We start from the raw sequence: 19,952 nt of genomic DNA on the forward strand, positions 1-19,952 counted from the left end.
ATGAGTTGGTTTGATTATAGTCTAGAACCTCAAAGTGACATTGCCTTTATTGATATGAAATCTTTTTACGCAAGTGTAGAATGTGTAGATAGAGGATTACACCCACTTAAGACTTCGCTTTGTGTTATGAGTCGTGCAGATAATTCTGCTGGTTTAATTCTTGCTTCCTCTCCTATGTTTAAAAAGGTCTTTGGAAAGTCGAACGTTGGACGTTCCTATGATTTACCATTTGATGTAAAGACTCGCAAATTCTCTTATTATAATGCTAAGAAGCAAGGTTTACCGACAACGATAGACTATGTCCGCTATATAGAGGAATGGGCAAAATCAACCGTGATTGTCCCTCCGAGAATGGATACTTATATAGCAGTCAATATGGAGATTCAAAAAATCTTTCATGATTTTGCGGCACCAGATGATATTTATCCCTACTCAATTGATGAAGGATTTATTGATTTAACAAGTTCATTAAATTATTTTGTACCAGATAAAAGTATTAGTAGGAAAGATAAATTAGATATTATTTCGGCTGCTATTCAAAAAAAGATTTGGAGAAAAACTGGAATCTATTCAACTGTAGGCATGTCTAATTCCAATCCCTTATTAGCTAAGTTAGCACTAGATAATGAAGCGAAAAAGACTCCGACAATGAGAGCCAATTGGTCCTATGAGGATGTCGAAAAGAAAGTATGGGCTATTCCTAAAATGACAGATTTCTGGGGAATTGGAAATCGGATGGAGAAGAGATTACATGGTTTAGGTATCTTTTCGATTAAAGAATTGGCACAGGCTAATCCTGACTTGATAAAAAAAGAGCTTGGCATTATGGGTCTAGAGTTATGGTTCCACGCCAATGGGATTGATGAAAGTAATGTTCATAAACCTTATAAGCTAAAGTCAAAAGGGATAGGGAACTCTCAAGTTTTACCAAGAGATTATATTAAACCAAGAGATATTGAAATTATCCTTCGTGAGATGGCAGAACAAGTTGCAGTTAGATTGAGAAGAGCTGGTAAAAAAGCAACAGTAGTTTCTATACACTTGGGTTATTCTAAGGCGGAACAGAAACGATCTATTCATACTCAAATCAAGATTGAACCAACCAATCAAACAGCACTACTGACAAACTACGTTTTAAAGTTATTTCACACTAAATATACTTCAGGAGCTATCAGGAATGTGGCAGTGAATTATTCTGGTTTAGTGGATGAATCCTTTGGATTGATTTCATTATTTGATGATATTGAAAAAATAGAAAAAGAAGAAAGGCTCCAGTCCGCAATCGATGCTATTCGAACAGAATTTGGTTTTACTTCACTATTGAAAGGAAATGTCCTAGATCAAGCTTCTAGAACAATTGCAAGAAGTAAACTTATTGGTGGTCATTCAGCTGGAGGATTAGATGGACTAAAATGATGAATCGTTCTTATTTGCCTTTTTTGTCTGCAAGAGAGTATCAAGATCGTGGGATGGCTAAGTGGATGGGCTTCTTTTTGTCAGAACATTCAAGTTCTCTTTGGGAAGAAAAAAATAAAGAAGATATCTCCATTTCCCTATCAATGGAAGAGAAAGTTCTATTTGTTCGGCAACTGTATACAAATGTCTTCCCAGCAACTTTTGTTTTTAAGTTATCCAATAGAAGAAAAGTAGTATCGGGTATTGTTAAAGAGATTGGAAAAGAGTTTATATCTATTAAATCAGATACTGGTTTTCTTCGATTAAGATGGGAAGATATACTCGATATCCAAATAGAAGGGGTGGATTTATATGAATCGTAAAGAATTATATGATGATAAATTGCAGCTGGATTATTTTTCTGATTCTTATTTACGATTTGAGTCAGATTTTTACAAGTATTCTGCTTTAGATATACCATTAACATTTATCACTGATGACATTTTACGCACAATGGCTATGTCTCAAAAACATTATTTTAAACTTAACAAAAGCAAATCTTTAGACGGTCGTGACCATTATTTTGTTTTTTCTATCAAGATGAACAAAGACAGTAGTGGCATTAGACAGTATGAATATCAGAGACATTGTTTTAGTTTGTAAGAGTCCGACAGGGCTCTTTTTTCTGTGATAATTTTATCAAAAAGTATTTGTTATACTTTTTTTAATTTAGATTTATCTTGGGGGTTTGGGGGCGTGCCACCACATTTTCATATCGTTTGTTTTTTGAACCGTATGGTTTGAAATGGCAGGCGATATGATTTTTGGGATATTGTGGACACAATATCTGAGCTCGCAAAGCCTAACAAAAATAATGAATCTATTTTGTAAAACGTACTGACAGTGTCTGTAAGCTTACATTGTCAGTACAGGTATCTATGAGAGAGGATAAATTATATGAAAAGAGATATACGTAGTATTCGGAAACAATTTCGCTTAACAGAAACGGAAGAAAAACAAATACTAGATTTAATGAGAGAAAAGAGAGAGGATAATTTTTCTGATTTTCTCCGTAAAAGCTTGCTATTATCTGATGGACAAAAACAAATGGAAAAATGGTTCAACCTTTGGAAAAAACAAAAGTTGGAACAAATTAGCCGTGATGTTCATGAAGTATTCATAATTGCAAAAATAAATCATCAGGTTACTCAAGAACATGTTTCTATTTTGTTAACTTGTATTCAGGAATTAATTAAAGAGGTAGAAAAAACAGGTCCTCTTAGTGAAGATTTTCGTAACAAATACATGAGGTAGTAGAGTGGAGCACCGATATAGAACAAATTTAAAAAAAGTTTTTCTATCTGATTTAGAATTAGTCAAATTGAATGAAAATATCTCAAAAAGTAACTGCTTATCATTCTCAGAATATGCTAGACGAACTCTACTAGATCCTGGTATGAATTTTATCACCATTGATACAAATAGTTATCAAGATTTGATTTTTGAATTAAAACGAATCGGAAATAATATTAATCAAATAGCCAGAAGCATAAATTATTCGAACTTAATAACGGAAGTTGAATTAGATGAATTGAGAAAAGGTATAGAAGAGTTAATAGTAGAAGTGGAGAAAGATTTTCTTATCCAATCTGAAAAATTGAGGAAATTTTATGGTCATCACTAAACACTTTGCGATACATGGAAAAAATTATCGTTGTAAATTAATTAAATATATTTTGAATCCAAGTAAAACAAAAAACCTAACACTAGTTTCAGATTTTGGTATGAGAAATTATTTAGATTTTCCAAGTTATAAAGAACTAGTGAAGATGTACAATGATAATTTTTTAAGTAATGATACTCTTTATGAATTTCGTCATGATAGGCGAGAAGTAAATCAACGAAAAATTCATTCTCATCACTTCATTCAGTCCTTTTCTCCAGATGATCATCTAACTCCCGAACAAATCAATCGGATTGGTTATGAGACAGTTAAAGAGTTGACAGGAGGTAGATTTCGTTTCATTGTAGCAACTCATGTCGATAAAGATCATATCCACAATCACATCATCCTAAATTCAATTGATCAGAATTCTGATAAAAAGTTTCTATGGGATTATAAGGCAGAACATAATCTACGAATGGTTTCTGATCGTCTTTCAAAAATTGCAGGGGCAAAAATTATAGAAAATCGTTATTCCCATCGTCAGTATGAAGTTTATCGCAAATCAAATTACAAATATGAAATAAAACAACGAGTATATTTTCTAATCGAGAACTCGAAAAATTTTGAAGATTTCAAGAAAAAAGCAAAAGCTTTACATTTAAAAATTGATTTTAGACACAAGCATGTTACTTTTTTTATGACTGATTCAAATATGAAACAAGTCGTACGTGATAGTAAATTGAGTAGAAAACAACCGTATAATGAAACTTATTTTAAGAAAAAGTTTGTACAAAGGGAAATCATAAACATCTTAGAATTTTTACTTCCGAAAATGAAGAATATGAATGAATTGATTCAACAAGCACAATTTTTTGGATTAAAAATAATTCCGAAAGAAAAACATGTTCAATTTGAATTTGATGAGATAAAGCTTTCAGAACAGGAATTGGGAAAAATGAATCGGTATAGTGTTAGCTATTTTCAAGACTATTTTAATAACAAAAATGAAACTGTTGTCTTAGATAATAAAAATTTAGTTGAACTTTACAATGAAGAAAAGCTAATTAAAGAAAAAGAGTTGCCGACAGAAGAGGTGGTATGGAAATCCTATCAAGATTTCAAGAGAAATAGGGATGCAGTTCATGAGTTTAAAGTAGAGTTGAATCTTAATCAAATAGAAGAAGTAGTAGACGATGGAATTTACATTAAGGTACAGTTTGGTATCCGACAAGAAGGACTTATTTTTGTACCAAATATTCAAATCAATATGGAAGAAGAAAAAGTTAAAGTATTTCTCAGAGAAACTAGTTCTTACTATGTATATCATAAAGATTCAGCAGAAAAAAATCGCTTTATGAAAGGTAAAACTTTGATTAGGCAATTTAATCTTCAGTATGAACCGCAGTATATGTATAGAAGAATTCCTCTTAGCAAAATTAAAGAAAAAATAGAACAATTAGATTTTCTTATATCTGCGGAAAATAGTCCGAATGATTTTGAAGATATAACAAATGATTTCATTGCCCAAATATCATATCTAGAGAATATGATTGAACAAGTCCAAAATAAAATTGATGATTTAACTAATTTAGAGGAAGTATTGTTGAATAATACGGCAAATAGTTCTAGCAATTTAGAAAATAGTATTCAAGGTAAAAGTTCAGTAGATACAATAGAGAAGGATTTATACATATATAAAGGAAAGATTGAAACACTGAAGGAACAACATAGAGAAGCAATAAATTTATTTGAAATGTTTAATAAAACAATAAAGAAATATAAGGAAAAACAAAATATGAAATCTATTAAGGAAAATGAGATACATTTAGAGTAAACAGTTTCTTAAAAAGTATATATAGAATAGTTTCATGTTCCAATTTGTCACATATTTAAAAATAAGAAAATAACTATATTATACTTGTTTTAGGAGACATTGGATGTTGAAAAGGATTAGAGATTTACGCGAGGATGATGATTTAACACAAGAATATGTTGCAAAAACAATCTTAAATTGTACAAGATCAGCGTATTCTAAAATGGAATCAGGTACCAGGTTAATCTCTATAGATGACCTTATCAAACTTGCAGATTTTTATAATGTAAGTTTAGATTACCTTGTAGGTCGAGTGGATAATAAAGAAGACCATTACTCCAAAAAGTAGTAGGTTAAGAAAGCACATTGACAATTGAATAGTCCAAAATGGTACTTTCCTCATTTGTGGAGCAGATTTGAATGGCTCGCCATGATAAGAGCGATTTTAAAACCATCAATAAAATAGAGCGATACTTTATATGCCATGATACAAATGATATACAATGATACTTCTGACCGTTCAGGCTGCCACCGTAAAAGAGCAGCAAGTGAAATTCTTATGATGACTTCATCAGTCATGCCATGGAGGTGAAAAAATCTAAGAAAGGAAGTAGTAAAATCATGGAAACAGTAAACTATAAAGATTTAGTTGCGATTGGTTTTCCAGAGCACACATCGAGAAATATTATTAGACAAGCAAAAAAGATTGCTGTAAAAAAGTTTGAAGAAGCTAGAAAAAATGATAAGAATGCGGTACAATTAGGATGTTCACCTTTCGATAATAAAAGGTTAGGCATTGCTCCTAAAAATATTGTAGAAAATTTAATTGGTATTTCTTTTTCAGATATAGAAGGTGAGAAAAATGGTTATATCAAAGACAAAGAAATATAAAGGTGTATACAAAGATTCAAAAGGAAAAATTTACTTTCAAATTGAATTAGGAGTTGATCCAATAACTGGGAAAAGAATTCAAAAGAAAGGAAGGAAAAATCAACAGGGACTACCGTTTAATTCTTTTAAGGAAGCTTATGAAGAGATACTTCGTTTAAAACATGAATTTGTGAACTCTACTATTAATAATAGTTTTCTAACTTTTAGAGAGTTTATGGAAGAGATTTATTTAAAATATTATCAACAAAAAGTTCAATTTGTAACTTATCAGACCGCTTTACCACATCATCAGTTATTTATTAAGCAATTTGGTAGTAAAAAATTATCAGATATTAGTACTATTGACTGTGAAAGATTTCGCTTAGCTATTATAGACAAGTATTCTAGTAACTATGCTAAAAATATGTGGTCTAGATTTAAAGCGTGTCTGGGCTATGCAGAAAGATTGGGTTATATTGATAGAGTTCCTTTTAAAGGATTAGATAATCCTAGAGGAAAGCACCCTGATACAAAATTTTGGACATTTGATGAATTTAAGAAGGTAATAAACTCTTTTGATATTAGTGAGTATGAGGGACTCCATAATTACATGACGATCTGGTTATATTTTATGACTGGCTTAAGAGTTAGTGAGGGTATTGCTCTTAAATGGAAAGATATTGATTTTGAACGTAAATGGATTCATGTTCATTCGACAATTGAGAAAGACAAAAACGGTGTATGGTATGCCAAACAACAAACAAAGACAGTAGCAGGGAATCGTAAAATTGATTTAGATGATTTTACGATTACAATACTTAAAAAATGGCGAGAAGTTCAAATCAAGAATGATGATAAAGATTATGTAATATCACGTTTTGGTGCCCCCTTGTGTAAGTCTACAATTTCTAGGATAATAAAAAGGCATGCTAGGGTTACTGGTGTACCAGAAATTACGGGGAAAGGTTTAAGACATAGTCATGCTTCCTACCTTATAAATGTATTACATAAGGATACCTTATATGTTTCATATCGATTAGGACATGCTGATAAGTCAACCACGTTGAATACATATAGTCACTGGTATTATTCAGGTGACTCAACAATTTCAGAAGAGATTACAAACAGTTTAGATAATCTTGGAATATCAATTTACCTACCAAATTCCTGCCAAAGTTGAAAATGGAGGAATTAACCCACTAATACTGGGAGAAAATAAGATTAGCAAATTGTTACTCTTAAATAAGAAGCACATAGCAATTTGAGAGCGGAATCCCGATTTACCAGTCTTTTAGAGCTCATAGCGATTTGAAGAAACTGATAAATTGATTCGGTTTCCTGCCAAAAATCCTGCCCAAAAAATCTTTGGCAGGATTTTTGTTTTTTGAAGAATGATTTATCTCAAGCGAGAACCATAAAAATAGTTCTCGCTTTTTTGCGTTTAAGGAGGAACTATGCGGAAAGAAATGCAATCGTCACATCACATCGTGATTTCTTATCTAATCCGACAAATGGGGTTACCAAGCCTATAAGGAACTCAAAGAAAATTACGAGGAAGCGACAGGAGACTACACCTTCTCTAAGAGAGAAATTACTAGTCAACTAGAGATTGTCCTCCAAGAGCACCGTGAAGTAGACTTTGAAGACCATGAAAGAGAAAGATTATCTGATTCTTCCTCTCATTCCCATGGCTGTGAGAGTGATTGCCTTGATTCTTTGGTGACCCCTAATCCTAGCAAGTGGGCTATTCTTGATGGACTAGCCTGTGCTATCCTTTTACAGAGGTCTACGGATTCTATCTTCTCTTTAAAGAACCCGAGCTTTATACAGCTTTTAGTAGATTGACAAGGAGACAAATGAAAGAGTGGGGGATATTTATGAGGAGTTTAATTTATATCAACTTGCTTAGGAAATTATTAAAAATTGGAACTTTTCTAATTTTCTGATTTGTACTTGAATCATTATTTTAATAGATGTATAATATATTTAAAGAAAGTTAAAGAGGTGATAATATGAAGTTATCACGATATGTATTAAGATATGACACTGAAGATAGCAGTGTGTATTTCAATACCAAAAATAATCATTCATTTTTGATTACGAATGAATTAAAACAAGCTATACAAGAAAATAAAACAACGGAAAGTGAATATATTGCTTATTTGGAGGAGAACAAATATTTTCCTGAAGAAAACGAGGTAAACAACTATTTAAAACAGATAGAAGATAGTAATAATGAGGTATTAGAATTTACGATTCTAACACACGGAGATTGTAATTTTCGATGTAAATATTGTTATGAACACTTTAAAAATATTGGAATGTCTCATGAAACAGAAAATGCTATTTTAAAATTTGCCGAAGAAAAGTTAAGTAGTGGAAATTATCGTTTTTTCCGTATAGCTTGGTTTGGTGGTGAACCTTTGCTAGGTTATAAAACGATTCAACGTTTATCGTTAGAGTTTTTAGAACTCTGTAAGCGATTTAAAATAATTTACTCTTCTAGTATCACTACCAACGGATTTCTTTTAGGAGCTAAAAAATTTGAAAAATTGGTAAAGGAATATCAAGTTACAAATTTTCAAATTACGTTAGATGGAGATTGTGAGAGTCACGATTCGCAACGTGTTCTAAAAAATCATAAAGGCTCTTATACTCGGATTTTAAAAAATCTCCATTACATGAAAGATAGTAATTTATCTTTTCTATGTACATTAAGATTCAATATATCTAAAGAAAATTATAATCATATGGAATCATTTTTGTTAAACGATGGTCGATATTTTAGAGGAGATAATCGATTTTGTTTGCTATATCATAATATTGGTAATTGGGGACAAGGAGACCGCTCTAAAGAGGATTGTGTAACAATATTTAAAAATGATATGAGTTTTGGTCTTTCGAAGAAGGCAATTGACTTGGGGTATCATTTATCTTTACCTAATATTGTGGTCCATAATTCTTTTGGTTGTTATGCGAATCGATTAAATCACTATATGTTTAACGTTAGAGGTATTGTGCAAGCCTGTACGGTTGCTTTGTATAATAATCAAAATATTTTTGGAAATATTAATACTGGATTGATTAACAAAGACAAAATGAGAGGATGGTTACTCTCTGTTAGAGAAGATTGTAAACCATGTCCTTTTGTGTTGGTTTGTAAATCAGGCTTTTGTCCAATGGCCAAGCATATTACGAAATTGAGCTCTACAGTTATTTGTAAAAATATGCAAGAGAAAATTCGTAAAAATCTAGCACTATATGTTTTATCCGGTTCGTATGAAGATATTTTAGATGTGGACTAGAAAGGATATTACAAAAGATGGTTGTTAAGAAAAATAAAAACCTTCCTAAGAGACCAGAAACTGTAACCAATACTTGTAATATTTGCAGTTAATAGATTAGAAATGGTAATATGGAGAGGAGTGCTAGCCTCTCTATTTTTCTAGGAGGACATTATGAATAAAATTTTTCACTATCTGGATAAGAAAACGAAATTTTATACTGTCATTGGGGCACTGGCAAATGGAGGATTGGCTCTTGCTCAACCTTTAGTAGTATCTCGAGCTTTGTCCTTAAACCAAGGAGAACTAACCTATTTTAAGATAGTGCAATTTGCTCTTTTTGGTTTTACAGTCTATTTTGTCTTGTATAGCTTGATGCTCTTTTGCAATCACACGCATAACGTATTTCGACGTGAGATTCAGATGAATATGAGAGCAGATTTATTTGGTAAGTTAATGACAAATAAGGATTATAGTGAAGATGAAAAAATCACCATGCTCACACAGGATATGGAGTATTTGGGGGATAATTATTTAGAAAAGTACATTAACATAATTTGCTGGGGATTTGTTGCTTTACTAACAGCAATTTATATTATTACGCAAAATCTGTTACTGGGGAGTATTTTTGTCTTCTTTACTATCTTACGCCCTATTCCTCAATATTTAATGAACAAAAGGCTCAAACATACTGGTGACGATATGGCTCAAGGCAGAGTGGAGGTTCATAATCAGGTATCTGACAGCATCCGAGGGGCGCAGACTCTGCTCATGAATCAAGCGATTCTGGAAAATAGACAAAAATTATGGAATGTAAATTGGAAATATCAACGAGCTATCCAAAACTTTTGCTTCACCCATAATATCGTTTTCTTTTGTAATGGCTTTATGGTATTTCTGAGTCAGGTTTTACCGCTTGTGTTAGGTTTCTTCTTTGCCATGAATGGTCATAGGGTATCTGTCGCTAGTCTTGTCGCCATGTATATCGCAGCTGGTCAGTTGGTGAGTCCTATCCAGACAATCATGTATGATACAGTAGATATCCAAGGGGCAAAAACGACTGCGGACAAGATTTATGGAGTATTAGACAGTAAAGATGATAAACAACTGGCGAAAGATGATATGCAAGAACTTCGTGCCCTGCACATCCAAAATTTAAGTAAATCTTATGGTAGCAGACAGCTTTTTACCCATCTGAATTTGGACATCCAAACTGGTCAGAAAGTTTTAATCAAGGGACCGAGTGGCTGTGGGAAATCGACCTTGTTTCGGATAATTATTGGTGAGGAGCAAGCTGATGAAGGTCAGATTACTGGTGTGACAACAACTAATAAATATACATCTCATTTTGTATCTAGTGTTGGTATTATTAGCCAGCATCCATTCCTTTTTAATGACACAGTTCGATATAATTTGACTTTGGGACAAGTCTTTTCTGATGAAGATTTGTGGTTTGTTTTAAAACAAGTCAAGCTCGACAATGAATTAACAGAAGGGTTGGACTTTATTGTCAGTAACAATGGTGACAATATTTCGGGTGGTCAGAGGGTTCGGATAGAACTGGCAAGATTTCTCCTGCGTAAAAAGGATGTTTTACTAGTAGATGAGGTAACCGCTGCTTTGGACGAGGAAAACAGCCAGATGGTGCGTGAGCTACTGTTTTCTCTACCTGTTATGATGCTAGAAATTGCTCACCATATTGAGGATGAAAGTAGATATAATCAAATTTTAGACTTAGGAAAATATTGAGCTATTTTTGATAGCTCTTTTTTTGTGATAGAAGCTCCAAGCTATATATAATACGCTTGAGCTAATTTATAGAAAGTATAGGAAAACTCCCCTTATAGTTTTAGTGAATTTTTGTTTTTTCATTGTCCACTATAAGGGGAGTATATCACATCACGGCGTGGGTGGGGTTATTTGTTTTCTTGAGAATTCCCTTTATTCATGATAAAATAAATAGGATAATGCTAGTATTTGGAGAGAAAATGAACTATTATAATGTTGGAAAAATTGTAAATACGCAAGGTTTGCAAGGGGAAATGCGTGTACTATCGGTGACGGATTTTGCAGAGGAACGTTTTAAAAAGGGAAGTATGTTGGCTCTTTTTGATAAGAAAGATAATTTTGTCATGAATGTGGAAATTGCCAGTCATCGTAAGATGAAAAATTTTGATATTGTCAAGTTCAAAGGAATGTACCATATCAATGACATTGAAAAATATCGTGATTTTACCTTGAAAGTGGCTGAGCAAGACTTATCGGATTTGGATGAGGGCGAATTTTACTATCATGAAATCATCGGCTTGAATGTTTATGAACGGGGTATCCTGATTGGAACAATTAAAGAAATTTTGCAGCCCGGTGCCAATGATGTCTGGGTGGTAAAGCGCAAAAGCAAGCGTGATTTACTGTTGCCTTATATTCCACCTGTTGTATTGAATATTGATCTTGAAAATAGTCGAGTAGACGTGGAAATTCCGGAAGGACTGGACGATGAAAATTGATATTTTGACCCTATTTCCGGAGATGTTTGCCCCTTTAGAGCATTCAATAGTTGGCAAGGCGCGCGAAAAAGGATTACTAGAGATTCACTATCATAATTTTCGAGAAAATGCAGAGAAATCGAGACACGTTGATGACGAGCCTTATGGGGGCGGTCAGGGAATGCTGCTCAGAGCGCAACCAATTTTTGATGCTTATGATGCGATTGAAAAAAATCAGCCACGAGTCGTTTTGTTGGATCCTGCTGGTCGAACATTTAATCAAGCCTATGCGGAAGAACTTTCTCAAGAAGAAGAATTAATCTTTATCTGCGGGCATTATGAAGGTTATGATGAGCGGATTAAGAGTTTGGTGACAGACGAGGTCTCTCTTGGAGATTATGTTTTGACCGGTGGAGAGTTGGCTGCTATGACAATGATTGATGCGACGGTACGACTGATTCCTGAAGTTCTTGGTAAGGAAGTTAGTCATACTGATGACAGTTTTTCATCAGGTCTTTTAGAATATCCTCAATATACGCGCCCTTATGATTTTCGTGGAATGGTTGTGCCAGATATTTTGATGAGCGGTCATCATGAAAATATTCGAAAATGGCGTCTGTATGAGAGTCTGAAAAAGACTTATGAACGTCGTCCAGATTTATTAGAAAAATATGAATTAACAGCCGAAGAAGCAGGAATGCTAGAAGAGATTCATAGAGAAAAGAGCAATGATATAAAAGATTAAAAGTTTTCTAATTTAGAGGGCTTTTTCTTATTGTAAAAAAAAATAGATAAAAAATTCTTGACAGTTAATTTCTATCGTGGTATCATATTAACCGGTTAATAAACTGGTTAAGGAGTGGTTTATGAAATTAAAGAAATATCTATTTTCTATTTTTGTGGTAGGGTTGACTTTGTTGTTGACAGCGTGTGGAACAAGTACAAAAAAACAGAGTAAAGGTCTGAAAATTGTAACAAGTTTTTATCCGATTTATGCTATGGTCAAAGAAGTATCAGGCGATTTAAATGATGTTCGGATGATTCAATCAAGTAGCGGTATTCATTCCTTTGAACCATCAGCCAACGATGTAGCAGCTATCTATGATGCAGATGTCTTTGTTTATCATTCTCATACGTTAGAATCTTGGGCTGGAAGTTTAGATCCGAGTTTGAAAAAATCTAAAGTGAAGGTACTTGAAGCTTCAGAAGGGATGAAGCTGGAGCGTGTGCCGGGATTAGAAGATGTAGCTGCTGGTGAGGGAGTGGATGAAAAGACTCTTTACGATCCACATACGTGGTTAGACCCAGAAAAAGTGGCAGAAGAAGCACAGATTATCGCTGATAAACTTTCGAAGATTGATAGTAAAAATAAAGAAACCTATCAAAAAAACGCGAAAGAGCTGGCAGGTAAGGCAAAAGAATTGACTAAAAAATATCAACCGATTTTCAAAGCTGCAAGGCAAAAAACATTTGTGACTCAGCATACTGCCTTTTCTTATTTGGCGAAGCGATTTGGATTGAGGCAATTAGGCATCGCAGGCATTTCACCAGAACAAGAACCAAGTCCACGTCAATTGACAGAAATTGAAGAATTTGTCAAAACTTATAAAGTTAAAACCATTTTTGTGGAAAGCAATGCTTCATCAAAAGTTGCTAAAACCTTGGTCAAATCTACAGGTGTTAAACTAAAACAATTAAATCCTTTGGAAGCTGATCCGCAAAATAATAATACTTATCTTGAAAATCTAGAAGCCAATCTAGCGACATTGGCAAAAGAATTGAAAAAATGAGAGGAGAATCATGAAGAAAAAATATCTTATCGGTTCTGTTGCAGTTGTTGTCCTAAGTTTGTGTAGCTATGAGCTGGGGCGTCATCAGTTTGTATCTAGCAAGGAAAATAACCGTGTTGCTTATGTAAATGGAAAATCTAAAGCAAACAAGGGCAAGCAAGCAGAGAACTTGTCGCCTGATGAAGTGAGCGCAAAAGAAGGAATCAATGCGGAACAGATTGTTGTCAAAATTACAGACCAAGGTTACGTAACTTCTCACGGTGATCATTATCATTATTATAATGGGAAAGTCCCTTATGATGCGATTATCAGTGAAGAGCTGATTATGCGGGATCCAAACTATACCTTGCAGCAGTCTGATATTATCAACGAAGTGAAAGATGGCTACATTATCAAGGTAAATGGGAAATATTACCTTTACTTGAAAGATCCAAATCATACCAGTAATGTTCGTACAAAAGAAGAAATTGCTCGCCAACGGGCAGAATATAGTGGCAAAGGCCATAAGGGAGCGAAAGGTGGTGCTGTAACAACAGCTGTCAAAGAAGCTCGTGCACAAGGTCGTTATACGACGGATGATGGCTATGTTTTCAATCCGACAGATGTGATAGAAGATACTGGAGATGGCTTCATTGTACCGCATGGCAATCATTTCCATTATATTCCAAAGAAAGATTTGTCTCCTAGTGAGTTAGCAGCGGCTCAAAATTATTGGGATAATAAAATTGGGAAAAATCGTCCGTCTTATTCAGCAAATCCAGGTCATACTCCTCATCTAAACGGAACTATTCATAATCCGGCATTGAACTATCGTCCGTCAAATCCAGGGGTCTCACCTCGTCCAGAAAATCATCACGCAAGTCGTCCTTCTCAACAAGCACCCAAACAAGCTGAGCAAAAACGAGGGAATAAAGCTGAAATCATACGATTGCTACGACAATTGTATGCAACTCCTTTGAATCAACGGCATGTGGAATCAGACGGTTTAGTGTTTGATCCTGCGCAAATTACAAGTCGAACTTCCAGTGGTGTGGCTGTTCCGCATGGCAATCATTATCATTTTATCTATTATCGTGATATGTCTGACTTGGAACGAAAGATTTCTCAAATGATTACACCAGGTGAGGACTATTCGGAAGCTAAACAATCGGATCAAGCTCAACAAGGGCATCAAACTGCGCCTGGTAAGAACGAGCAAAATGCTGGCAAAACTTCTGATAAAAATGGGAAAAAAGAAGGGTCTACTGAAACAGAAGTTAGTGATGAGCAAATTAAAGCCTTTATCGATAAGGCAGAAGCTTTGCTAGATAAAGTGCCAGATAAACGTCAAAAGGCAAGTTTTGAAGAACAAATTGCTAGTTTGAAATCTAATCTTTTATTAGGTTTAACAGAAAAATCATCCCTTCTTGAACAAGCGAAATCCTTGTTAGCCGAAATGGTGAAGGCAACTGGTTCAGCTGATAATTCTGCTTCTCAAAGCACAGCATTTGCGGATAAAGCGAGAGTCGTATTGAATTCTATTCGTAAGACACTGATTTCAAAAGGAGCTTCAAAGGATAAGTTGGATCAAGTAGATGACTTGCTCCAAAAAGTTGCAGATAAGAATGCAGATAAATTGGCTTTGTTAGATAAAATCTTAAAACTGTCAACAGAAGTACTACACCCTGACCGCGCAGGTAAAGCAAATTCGCAAATTGCTTATACGGCTGATGAAGTAGCATTAGCTAAAGCTGCAGGTCGTTATGCAACATCGGACGGTTATATCTTTGATCCACATGATGTGATTAAAGATGAAGGAGATGGCTATACTGCTCCACACATGACACACAGCCACTATATTCCTAAGAATGATTTGTCAGAGTCTGAGCGTAAGGCAACGGAAGAGTATCTGAAAACGAAAACTCCGAAGAAGAAAGAGGAGAAGCCAAGTACGGATCCAAAACAACCTCAAAAAGAGACTGCACAAGCAATCTATGAGCGTGTGACACCGGCTAAAAAGGTACCTGTTGAGGCAATGCCATATAATACAGCTTATGTCGTTGATTATAAAAATGGTCAATTAATTATTCCGCATTATGACCATTATCATAATATCTCTCTTTCTTGGTTTGATGAAGGACTTTACAAAGCACCTGACGGCTACAGTATGGAAGATTTTCTTGCTACAGTGAAATATTACGTCACTCATCCAGATGATCGTCCGCATTCTAACAACGGTTTTGGAAATGCCAGCCAGCATGGTAAGAAGAAACAATCATCCGATAGTGACAAGAACTATGCACCAAATGAAGAGCCAAAAGAGAAGGACAACAACGCTTCAAGCAAAGAAAATGCTAATGAAAATTCGAAAGCAACTGAAGAAAAGCCAACTGTTGATCCAAAAGAGGAAGCTGAAAAAGCACTAGCTAATAAATATGGCTTATCCTTGCAAGAGTTTAATAAAAAGCTGATTAATATTGCTCTTAAATACAATGTGAGTTTAGAAAATTTCAGCTATCAACCAGAAAATAAAACAGTTAGCTTTACAGATGCCTCTGGTACGACCAAAGTTGTCAATGTTCTCACAGGAAAACTGGTATCTTAATAATGCACCCCTCAAGAGTTGGAAACTATTTCCAGCTCTTTTATATTTTTGGACGGACAAGGCAAAGTAAAAGTAATTCAATTCGCCAGCCCAGATTGGAGTAAATCAGAAATCAGGTGAAATTTCAGCTCGGGTGATGGACTTAAAGGCAAAGTAGGTTGAAGCGTTCGAATGGGTCGACAGTCTCAACTGAAACTGATTTACTTCGCTAGAATGATAGGCGTTTTTTACAAATGGGGAAACTCTATCATTTTTGAGGGATTACTTTGCTAGTGGTATAATAGGCTATAGCAAAAGAGAAAAGGAAAATAGGCAATGCAGGATAGACCAGATTTTACAATGATAAAGACCTATCAAGAGTTTTCACAATACTATTGGTATCGTGCAGAATTAGCAGAGATTTGTAAACAGTTGGGATTGGAGTATTCAGGTATCAAAAAAGAGCTAGAAGAGGAAATCAAAAAGTATTTTGCAGGGAATGTCAGCCAACAGAGAGTCTATAAAAAGATCAAGAAAAAGAAAGGTGCAGAGTTGACTTTAGATACCCCTTTGTTGTTCTGCGGCTTTGCCTTTAATGCGCACTTTCGGAAGTTTTTTGCTCAGCAAACAGGCATTCAACCTTTTAAATTTACAGCGGACATGGCGGCAGCTTGGCGAAAGGTAAAAGCAGAAAAAGATGTCGAATTCACACTGCGAGATATGTTAGCGATTTATCAAGGACAATCAAGCTATGCTCAATATGATACTTCTAGCTGTCAGTGGAATCAATTTGTCAAAGATTTCTGCGCTGACACAAGCAATGCTTCTTTTCAGCCTAAACTAAAAGTTGCCGCTATTCTTTGGAAGAAAGTAAAAGAAAGCAAGGAGCCAAAAGTGTATTCATCGCAATTGGTTAAGCGATATGAGTCGGAAATTAGTGATTATCGAAGGGAGAAAGTATGAATGCTGTTATCATTGGCGTTGCTATTTTGTTCTTCTTGCTTTTTTTATATTTACTCAAACAATCCAAGCAACCGACAGGTCTAGTGGGCATTTGGATGATGAAAATCTGGAATCAGGTTTATTTCCCTATGGTTGAGTGGGCGATTAGCCAACTAGAGCAGCAAAATATCAAAAATATTTTAGATGTTGGAATAGGAAATGGTCAATCCACTCTCTATCTCAAACAGTATTTTCCAAATAGCAAGGTTATCGGAATTGATATTTCGAAAACAGCTATTACCCAAGCTAAAAAATGGAACATTGCAGATTTGAATTTTGAACTCAAAGATGTGGGTCAAACAACTTATTCAGCAGAGTCATTTGACTTGATAACTGCTTTTCAGACACATTTTCATTGGCCAGATTTATCCAGAGCTTTTTTTGAGTTGAGGCGAATTCTAAGGCGAGACGGGCTTATCTTGCTGGCCTGTGAATGGAGCAAGTTAACCTACTTCCAGCCAGAGCTTAAGAAAGAGGAAGAATTTGCAGCTTTTTTAAATAACAAGGGTCTTAAGCTGGTTAGCAGTCAGAGAAAAAATCAATGGATTTTGTATAAAATTGTTAAAAAGCCAGAAGGTGTTATATAAAATAAAGTGTGTTATTTATAACAATAGTTGGAGATGCTATGTGTGGTTTATAGATTCTTTAATTTGCTTCCCATTACAAAACTGGATAGAAGCAAAAATATAAAGTTTTTAGCACAGTCTGCTGTCTTTTTTGATATAATAGAAAGTATGAATCAATCAGAAAAAATTTCAAATTATCAATTACTTTTAGACCAGCTTGAAGCACTACTAGAGGGTGAAAGAAATGCTTTGGCTAATTTGTCGAACAGCTCTGCTTTGCTAAACCAAGCCTTGCCGCATTCCGTTTTTACAGGTTTTTATCTTTCTAACGGAAATGAGTTGGTTTTAGGGCCTTTTCAAGGTGGTGTTTCCTGTGTACATATTGGTTTTGGGCAAGGCGTTTGCGGAGAGGCTGCTGCTAGTCGGCAGACAGTAATCGTGGAAGATGTTACTCAGTATGATAACTACATTTCCTGTGATAGCAGGGCACGTAGTGAGATTGTGGTGCCTATGGTAAAGGATGGTCGCTTAGTAGGAGTTTTAGATTTGGATTCTCATTTGCTGGGGGACTATGATGAGATTGATCGGGAATATTTAGAAAATTTTGTAGCTATCTTGCTAGAGAAAACAAATTGGAATTTTGAAATGTTTGGAGATAAATCCTAATGTATCAAGCTTTATATCGGAAATACAGAAGTCAAACTTTCGGTCAGTTAGTTGGGCAGAAAGTTGTAGCAACAACTTTACGGCAGGCAGTTGAACAGGATAAAATCAGCCATGCTTACCTCTTTTCAGGTCCTAGAGGAACAGGAAAGACTAGCGTAGCCAAGATTTTTGCCAAAGCCATGAATTGCCCTCATCAAAAGAATGGTGAACCTTGTAATGAGTGCTATATTTGTCAAGCTATAACAGAAGGAAGCCTAGAAGATGTTATTGAGATTGATGCAGCTTCCAATAATGGTGTGGATGAAATCCGAGATATTCGCGACAAATCTACTTATGCTCCTAGTCTAGCAAAACATAAAGTTTATATCATTGACGAGGTTCATATGCTCTCAACTGGAGCTTTTAACGCTCTTCTCAAGACTTTGGAAGAACCGACAGAAAATGTGGTCTTTATCTTAGCAACGACAGAATTGCACAAGATACCAGCTACTATTCTGTCACGGGTGCAACGCTTTGAGTTCAAGTCAATTAAGACCAAGGATATTGTTGCTCATGTTGAATGGATTTTGCAGCAGGAAAATATTGGATTTGAAAATGATGCGGTGCAGATTATCGCCAGGCGGGCAGAAGGTGGGATGCGGGATGCCTTATCTATCTTGGATCAAGCTCTCAGTCTCACTCAAGACAATCAGCTGACAACAGCTATTTCAGAAGAAATTACTGGCTCTATTAGTCTAGGTGTACTGGATGCTTATGTGACAGCTGTGTTGACGCATGATACATCAGCAGCATTAGAAAATCTTGATGTGATTTTTGATAGCGGTAAAAATATGGCTCGTTTTGTCACTGACCTGTTACAATATCTTAGAGATTTGCTCATTGTTAAAACAGGTGGTGAAAATACCCATATAAGTGAAATCTTTTTAGCTAATCTCAATACACCACAAGAAAGATTGTTTGAGCTGATTGAGATTGCAACGAAAAGCCTTTCGGAAATTAAAAATAGTCTGCAGCCTAAGATTTATACAGAAATGATGACCATTCGACTAGCAGAAGAGCAAGAAAAAGTAGAATTACCATCCAATCTAGTAAGCGAGATAGAAACACTAAAAGATGAAATTAGCCAGCTTAAGGGTCAATTGGCAAATTTACAGCCAAGTTCTACTTTTAGTCAGTCAAGACAAACAACCCGTTCAGTCAAATCAAGCAAGGGTTATCGCGTGGATCGACAGAAAGTAAATGCCATTTTGCAAGAAGCAGTTGAAAATCCTAACTTAGCCCGTAGCAATTTGACTAAATTACAGAATGCTTGGGGAGAAATTATCGAAAGTTTAGCTGGTGCAGATAAGGCACTTTTAGTTGGTTCGCAACCTGTAGCAGCTAATGAGAATCACGCAATTCTCGCCTTTGAGTCGAGCTTTAATGCAGAGCAAACAATGAAGCGGGAAAATCTCAATACGATGTTTGGGAATTTATTAAGTACTGTGGCTGGATTTTCTCCGGATATTTTAGCAGTTTCGATGACTGATTGGACAGAAATTCGCGCTGAGTTTTCTGCTAAGGCACGCGGAGAAAGTACCAATTCAACAGAAGAGGAAAAGGAAACTGTCATTCCAGAAGGTTTTGATTTCTTATCGGAAAAAATTTCGATTCAGGAAGATTGAAGATCTTTTATAATTCTTTAAGATAAAAAAATTGATAATGGTGTTTATACCATTATCAATTTTTTGTTATCAGCTTTATTGATTCCTTTGATAGATTGAATTATAATTTTTTTTAATAAAATTATAATTTTGTGTTGAAAACGCATTCAATTTATTATATAATAACAGTGTAATTAAATTATAAAAT

19 protein-coding genes and 1 pseudogene are annotated in these 19,952 nt (G+C 34.9%); all 20 read left to right on the plus strand.

Annotation, left to right across the window (positions count from 1 at the left end; translation table 11 throughout):
- On the plus strand, nt 1–1,416 hold the full coding sequence (locus tag PCY10_RS01965; protein ID WP_301558772.1) for a Y-family DNA polymerase: 1,416 nt from the start codon (nt 1–3) through the stop codon (nt 1,414–1,416).
- On the plus strand, nt 1,413–1,778 hold the full coding sequence (locus PCY10_RS01970; RefSeq protein WP_045773575.1) for a hypothetical protein: 366 nt from the start codon (nt 1,413–1,415) through the stop codon (nt 1,776–1,778). Before PCY10_RS01965 ends, PCY10_RS01970 begins: the two co-directional genes overlap by 4 nt.
- A complete protein-coding gene (locus tag PCY10_RS01975; protein ID WP_001080186.1) occupies nt 1,768–2,058 on the plus strand; it encodes a DUF5960 family protein in 291 nt (96 codons plus the stop codon). The genes PCY10_RS01970 and PCY10_RS01975 overlap by 11 nt, the downstream gene beginning before the upstream one ends.
- 294 nt (nt 2,059–2,352) lie before the next feature.
- Nucleotides 2,353–2,709 (plus strand): SAG1252 family conjugative relaxosome accessory protein, encoded by a 357-nt coding sequence (locus PCY10_RS01980; protein ID WP_045773576.1) that lies wholly within the window; start codon nt 2,353–2,355, stop codon nt 2,707–2,709.
- A 4-nt stretch (nt 2,710–2,713) separates the two neighbouring features.
- Nucleotides 2,714–3,079, plus strand: a complete 366-nt coding sequence (locus PCY10_RS01985) for a MobC family plasmid mobilization relaxosome protein (protein WP_002933308.1) — start codon at nt 2,714–2,716, stop codon at nt 3,077–3,079.
- A complete protein-coding gene (locus tag PCY10_RS01990; RefSeq protein WP_216728304.1) occupies nt 3,066–4,895 on the plus strand; it encodes an SAG1250 family conjugative relaxase in 1,830 nt (609 codons plus the stop codon). The genes PCY10_RS01985 and PCY10_RS01990 overlap by 14 nt, the downstream gene beginning before the upstream one ends.
- Nucleotides 4,896–4,998: 103 nt before the next feature.
- Nucleotides 4,999–5,223: a helix-turn-helix domain-containing protein gene (locus PCY10_RS01995; RefSeq protein ID WP_000919631.1), complete on the plus strand. Its 225-nt coding sequence runs from the start codon at nt 4,999–5,001 to the stop codon at nt 5,221–5,223.
- A gap of 272 nt (nt 5,224–5,495) precedes the next feature.
- Nucleotides 5,496–5,765, plus strand: a complete 270-nt coding sequence (locus PCY10_RS02000; protein ID WP_000450956.1) for a DUF3173 family protein — start codon at nt 5,496–5,498, stop codon at nt 5,763–5,765.
- Nucleotides 5,737–6,924 (plus strand): site-specific integrase, encoded by a 1,188-nt coding sequence (locus tag PCY10_RS02005; RefSeq protein ID WP_045773578.1) that lies wholly within the window; start codon nt 5,737–5,739, stop codon nt 6,922–6,924. The genes PCY10_RS02000 and PCY10_RS02005 overlap by 29 nt, the downstream gene beginning before the upstream one ends.
- Before the next feature lie 338 nt (nt 6,925–7,262).
- A pseudogene (locus tag PCY10_RS02010) lies at nt 7,263–7,403 on the plus strand (DUF5962 family protein); the annotation flags it as partial.
- A gap of 353 nt (nt 7,404–7,756) precedes the next feature.
- On the plus strand, nt 7,757–9,049 hold the full coding sequence (locus tag PCY10_RS02015) for a radical SAM protein (RefSeq protein WP_021002630.1): 1,293 nt from the start codon (nt 7,757–7,759) through the stop codon (nt 9,047–9,049).
- A gap of 153 nt (nt 9,050–9,202) precedes the next feature.
- Nucleotides 9,203–10,777, plus strand: coding sequence for an ABC transporter ATP-binding protein (locus tag PCY10_RS02020; protein ID WP_021002631.1), 1,575 nt, complete (start codon nt 9,203–9,205; stop codon nt 10,775–10,777).
- 239 nt (nt 10,778–11,016) lie between these two features.
- Nucleotides 11,017–11,535, plus strand: a complete 519-nt coding sequence (rimM, locus tag PCY10_RS02025) for a ribosome maturation factor RimM (RefSeq protein ID WP_021002632.1) — start codon at nt 11,017–11,019, stop codon at nt 11,533–11,535.
- Nucleotides 11,525–12,259, plus strand: coding sequence for a tRNA (guanosine(37)-N1)-methyltransferase TrmD (gene trmD / locus PCY10_RS02030; RefSeq protein WP_003072469.1), 735 nt, complete (start codon nt 11,525–11,527; stop codon nt 12,257–12,259). Before rimM ends, trmD begins: the two co-directional genes overlap by 11 nt.
- Before the next feature lie 121 nt (nt 12,260–12,380).
- Nucleotides 12,381–13,304: a zinc ABC transporter substrate-binding protein gene (locus PCY10_RS02035; RefSeq protein ID WP_021002633.1), complete on the plus strand. Its 924-nt coding sequence runs from the start codon at nt 12,381–12,383 to the stop codon at nt 13,302–13,304.
- A 10-nt stretch (nt 13,305–13,314) separates the two neighbouring features.
- Complete coding sequence (locus PCY10_RS02040; RefSeq protein ID WP_021002634.1) at nt 13,315–15,888, plus strand: pneumococcal-type histidine triad protein; 2,574 nt, start codon at nt 13,315–13,317, stop codon at nt 15,886–15,888.
- 315 nt (nt 15,889–16,203) lie between these two features.
- Nucleotides 16,204–16,830, plus strand: coding sequence for an SAP domain-containing protein (locus PCY10_RS02045; protein WP_021002635.1), 627 nt, complete (start codon nt 16,204–16,206; stop codon nt 16,828–16,830).
- Nucleotides 16,827–17,456, plus strand: coding sequence for a class I SAM-dependent methyltransferase (locus tag PCY10_RS02050; RefSeq protein ID WP_021002636.1), 630 nt, complete (start codon nt 16,827–16,829; stop codon nt 17,454–17,456). Before PCY10_RS02045 ends, PCY10_RS02050 begins: the two co-directional genes overlap by 4 nt.
- A 147-nt stretch (nt 17,457–17,603) precedes the next feature.
- The gene (locus PCY10_RS02055; RefSeq protein ID WP_021002637.1) at nt 17,604–18,101 is read left to right on the plus strand and encodes a GAF domain-containing protein; all 498 of its coding nucleotides are present in this window, start codon (nt 17,604–17,606) and stop codon (nt 18,099–18,101) included.
- Nucleotides 18,101–19,765 carry a DNA polymerase III subunit gamma/tau gene (gene dnaX, locus PCY10_RS02060; RefSeq protein WP_301558773.1) on the plus strand — a complete coding sequence of 555 codons (1,665 nt, stop codon included), beginning with the start codon at nt 18,101–18,103 and terminating at the stop codon, nt 19,763–19,765. Before PCY10_RS02055 ends, dnaX begins: the two co-directional genes overlap by 1 nt.
- Nucleotides 19,766–19,952: the final 187 nt, after the last annotated feature.

Origin of the sequence: Streptococcus sp. SI1, assembly GCF_030439945.1 — a bacterium.
Taxonomy (GTDB): domain Bacteria; phylum Bacillota; class Bacilli; order Lactobacillales; family Streptococcaceae; genus Streptococcus; species Streptococcus intermedius.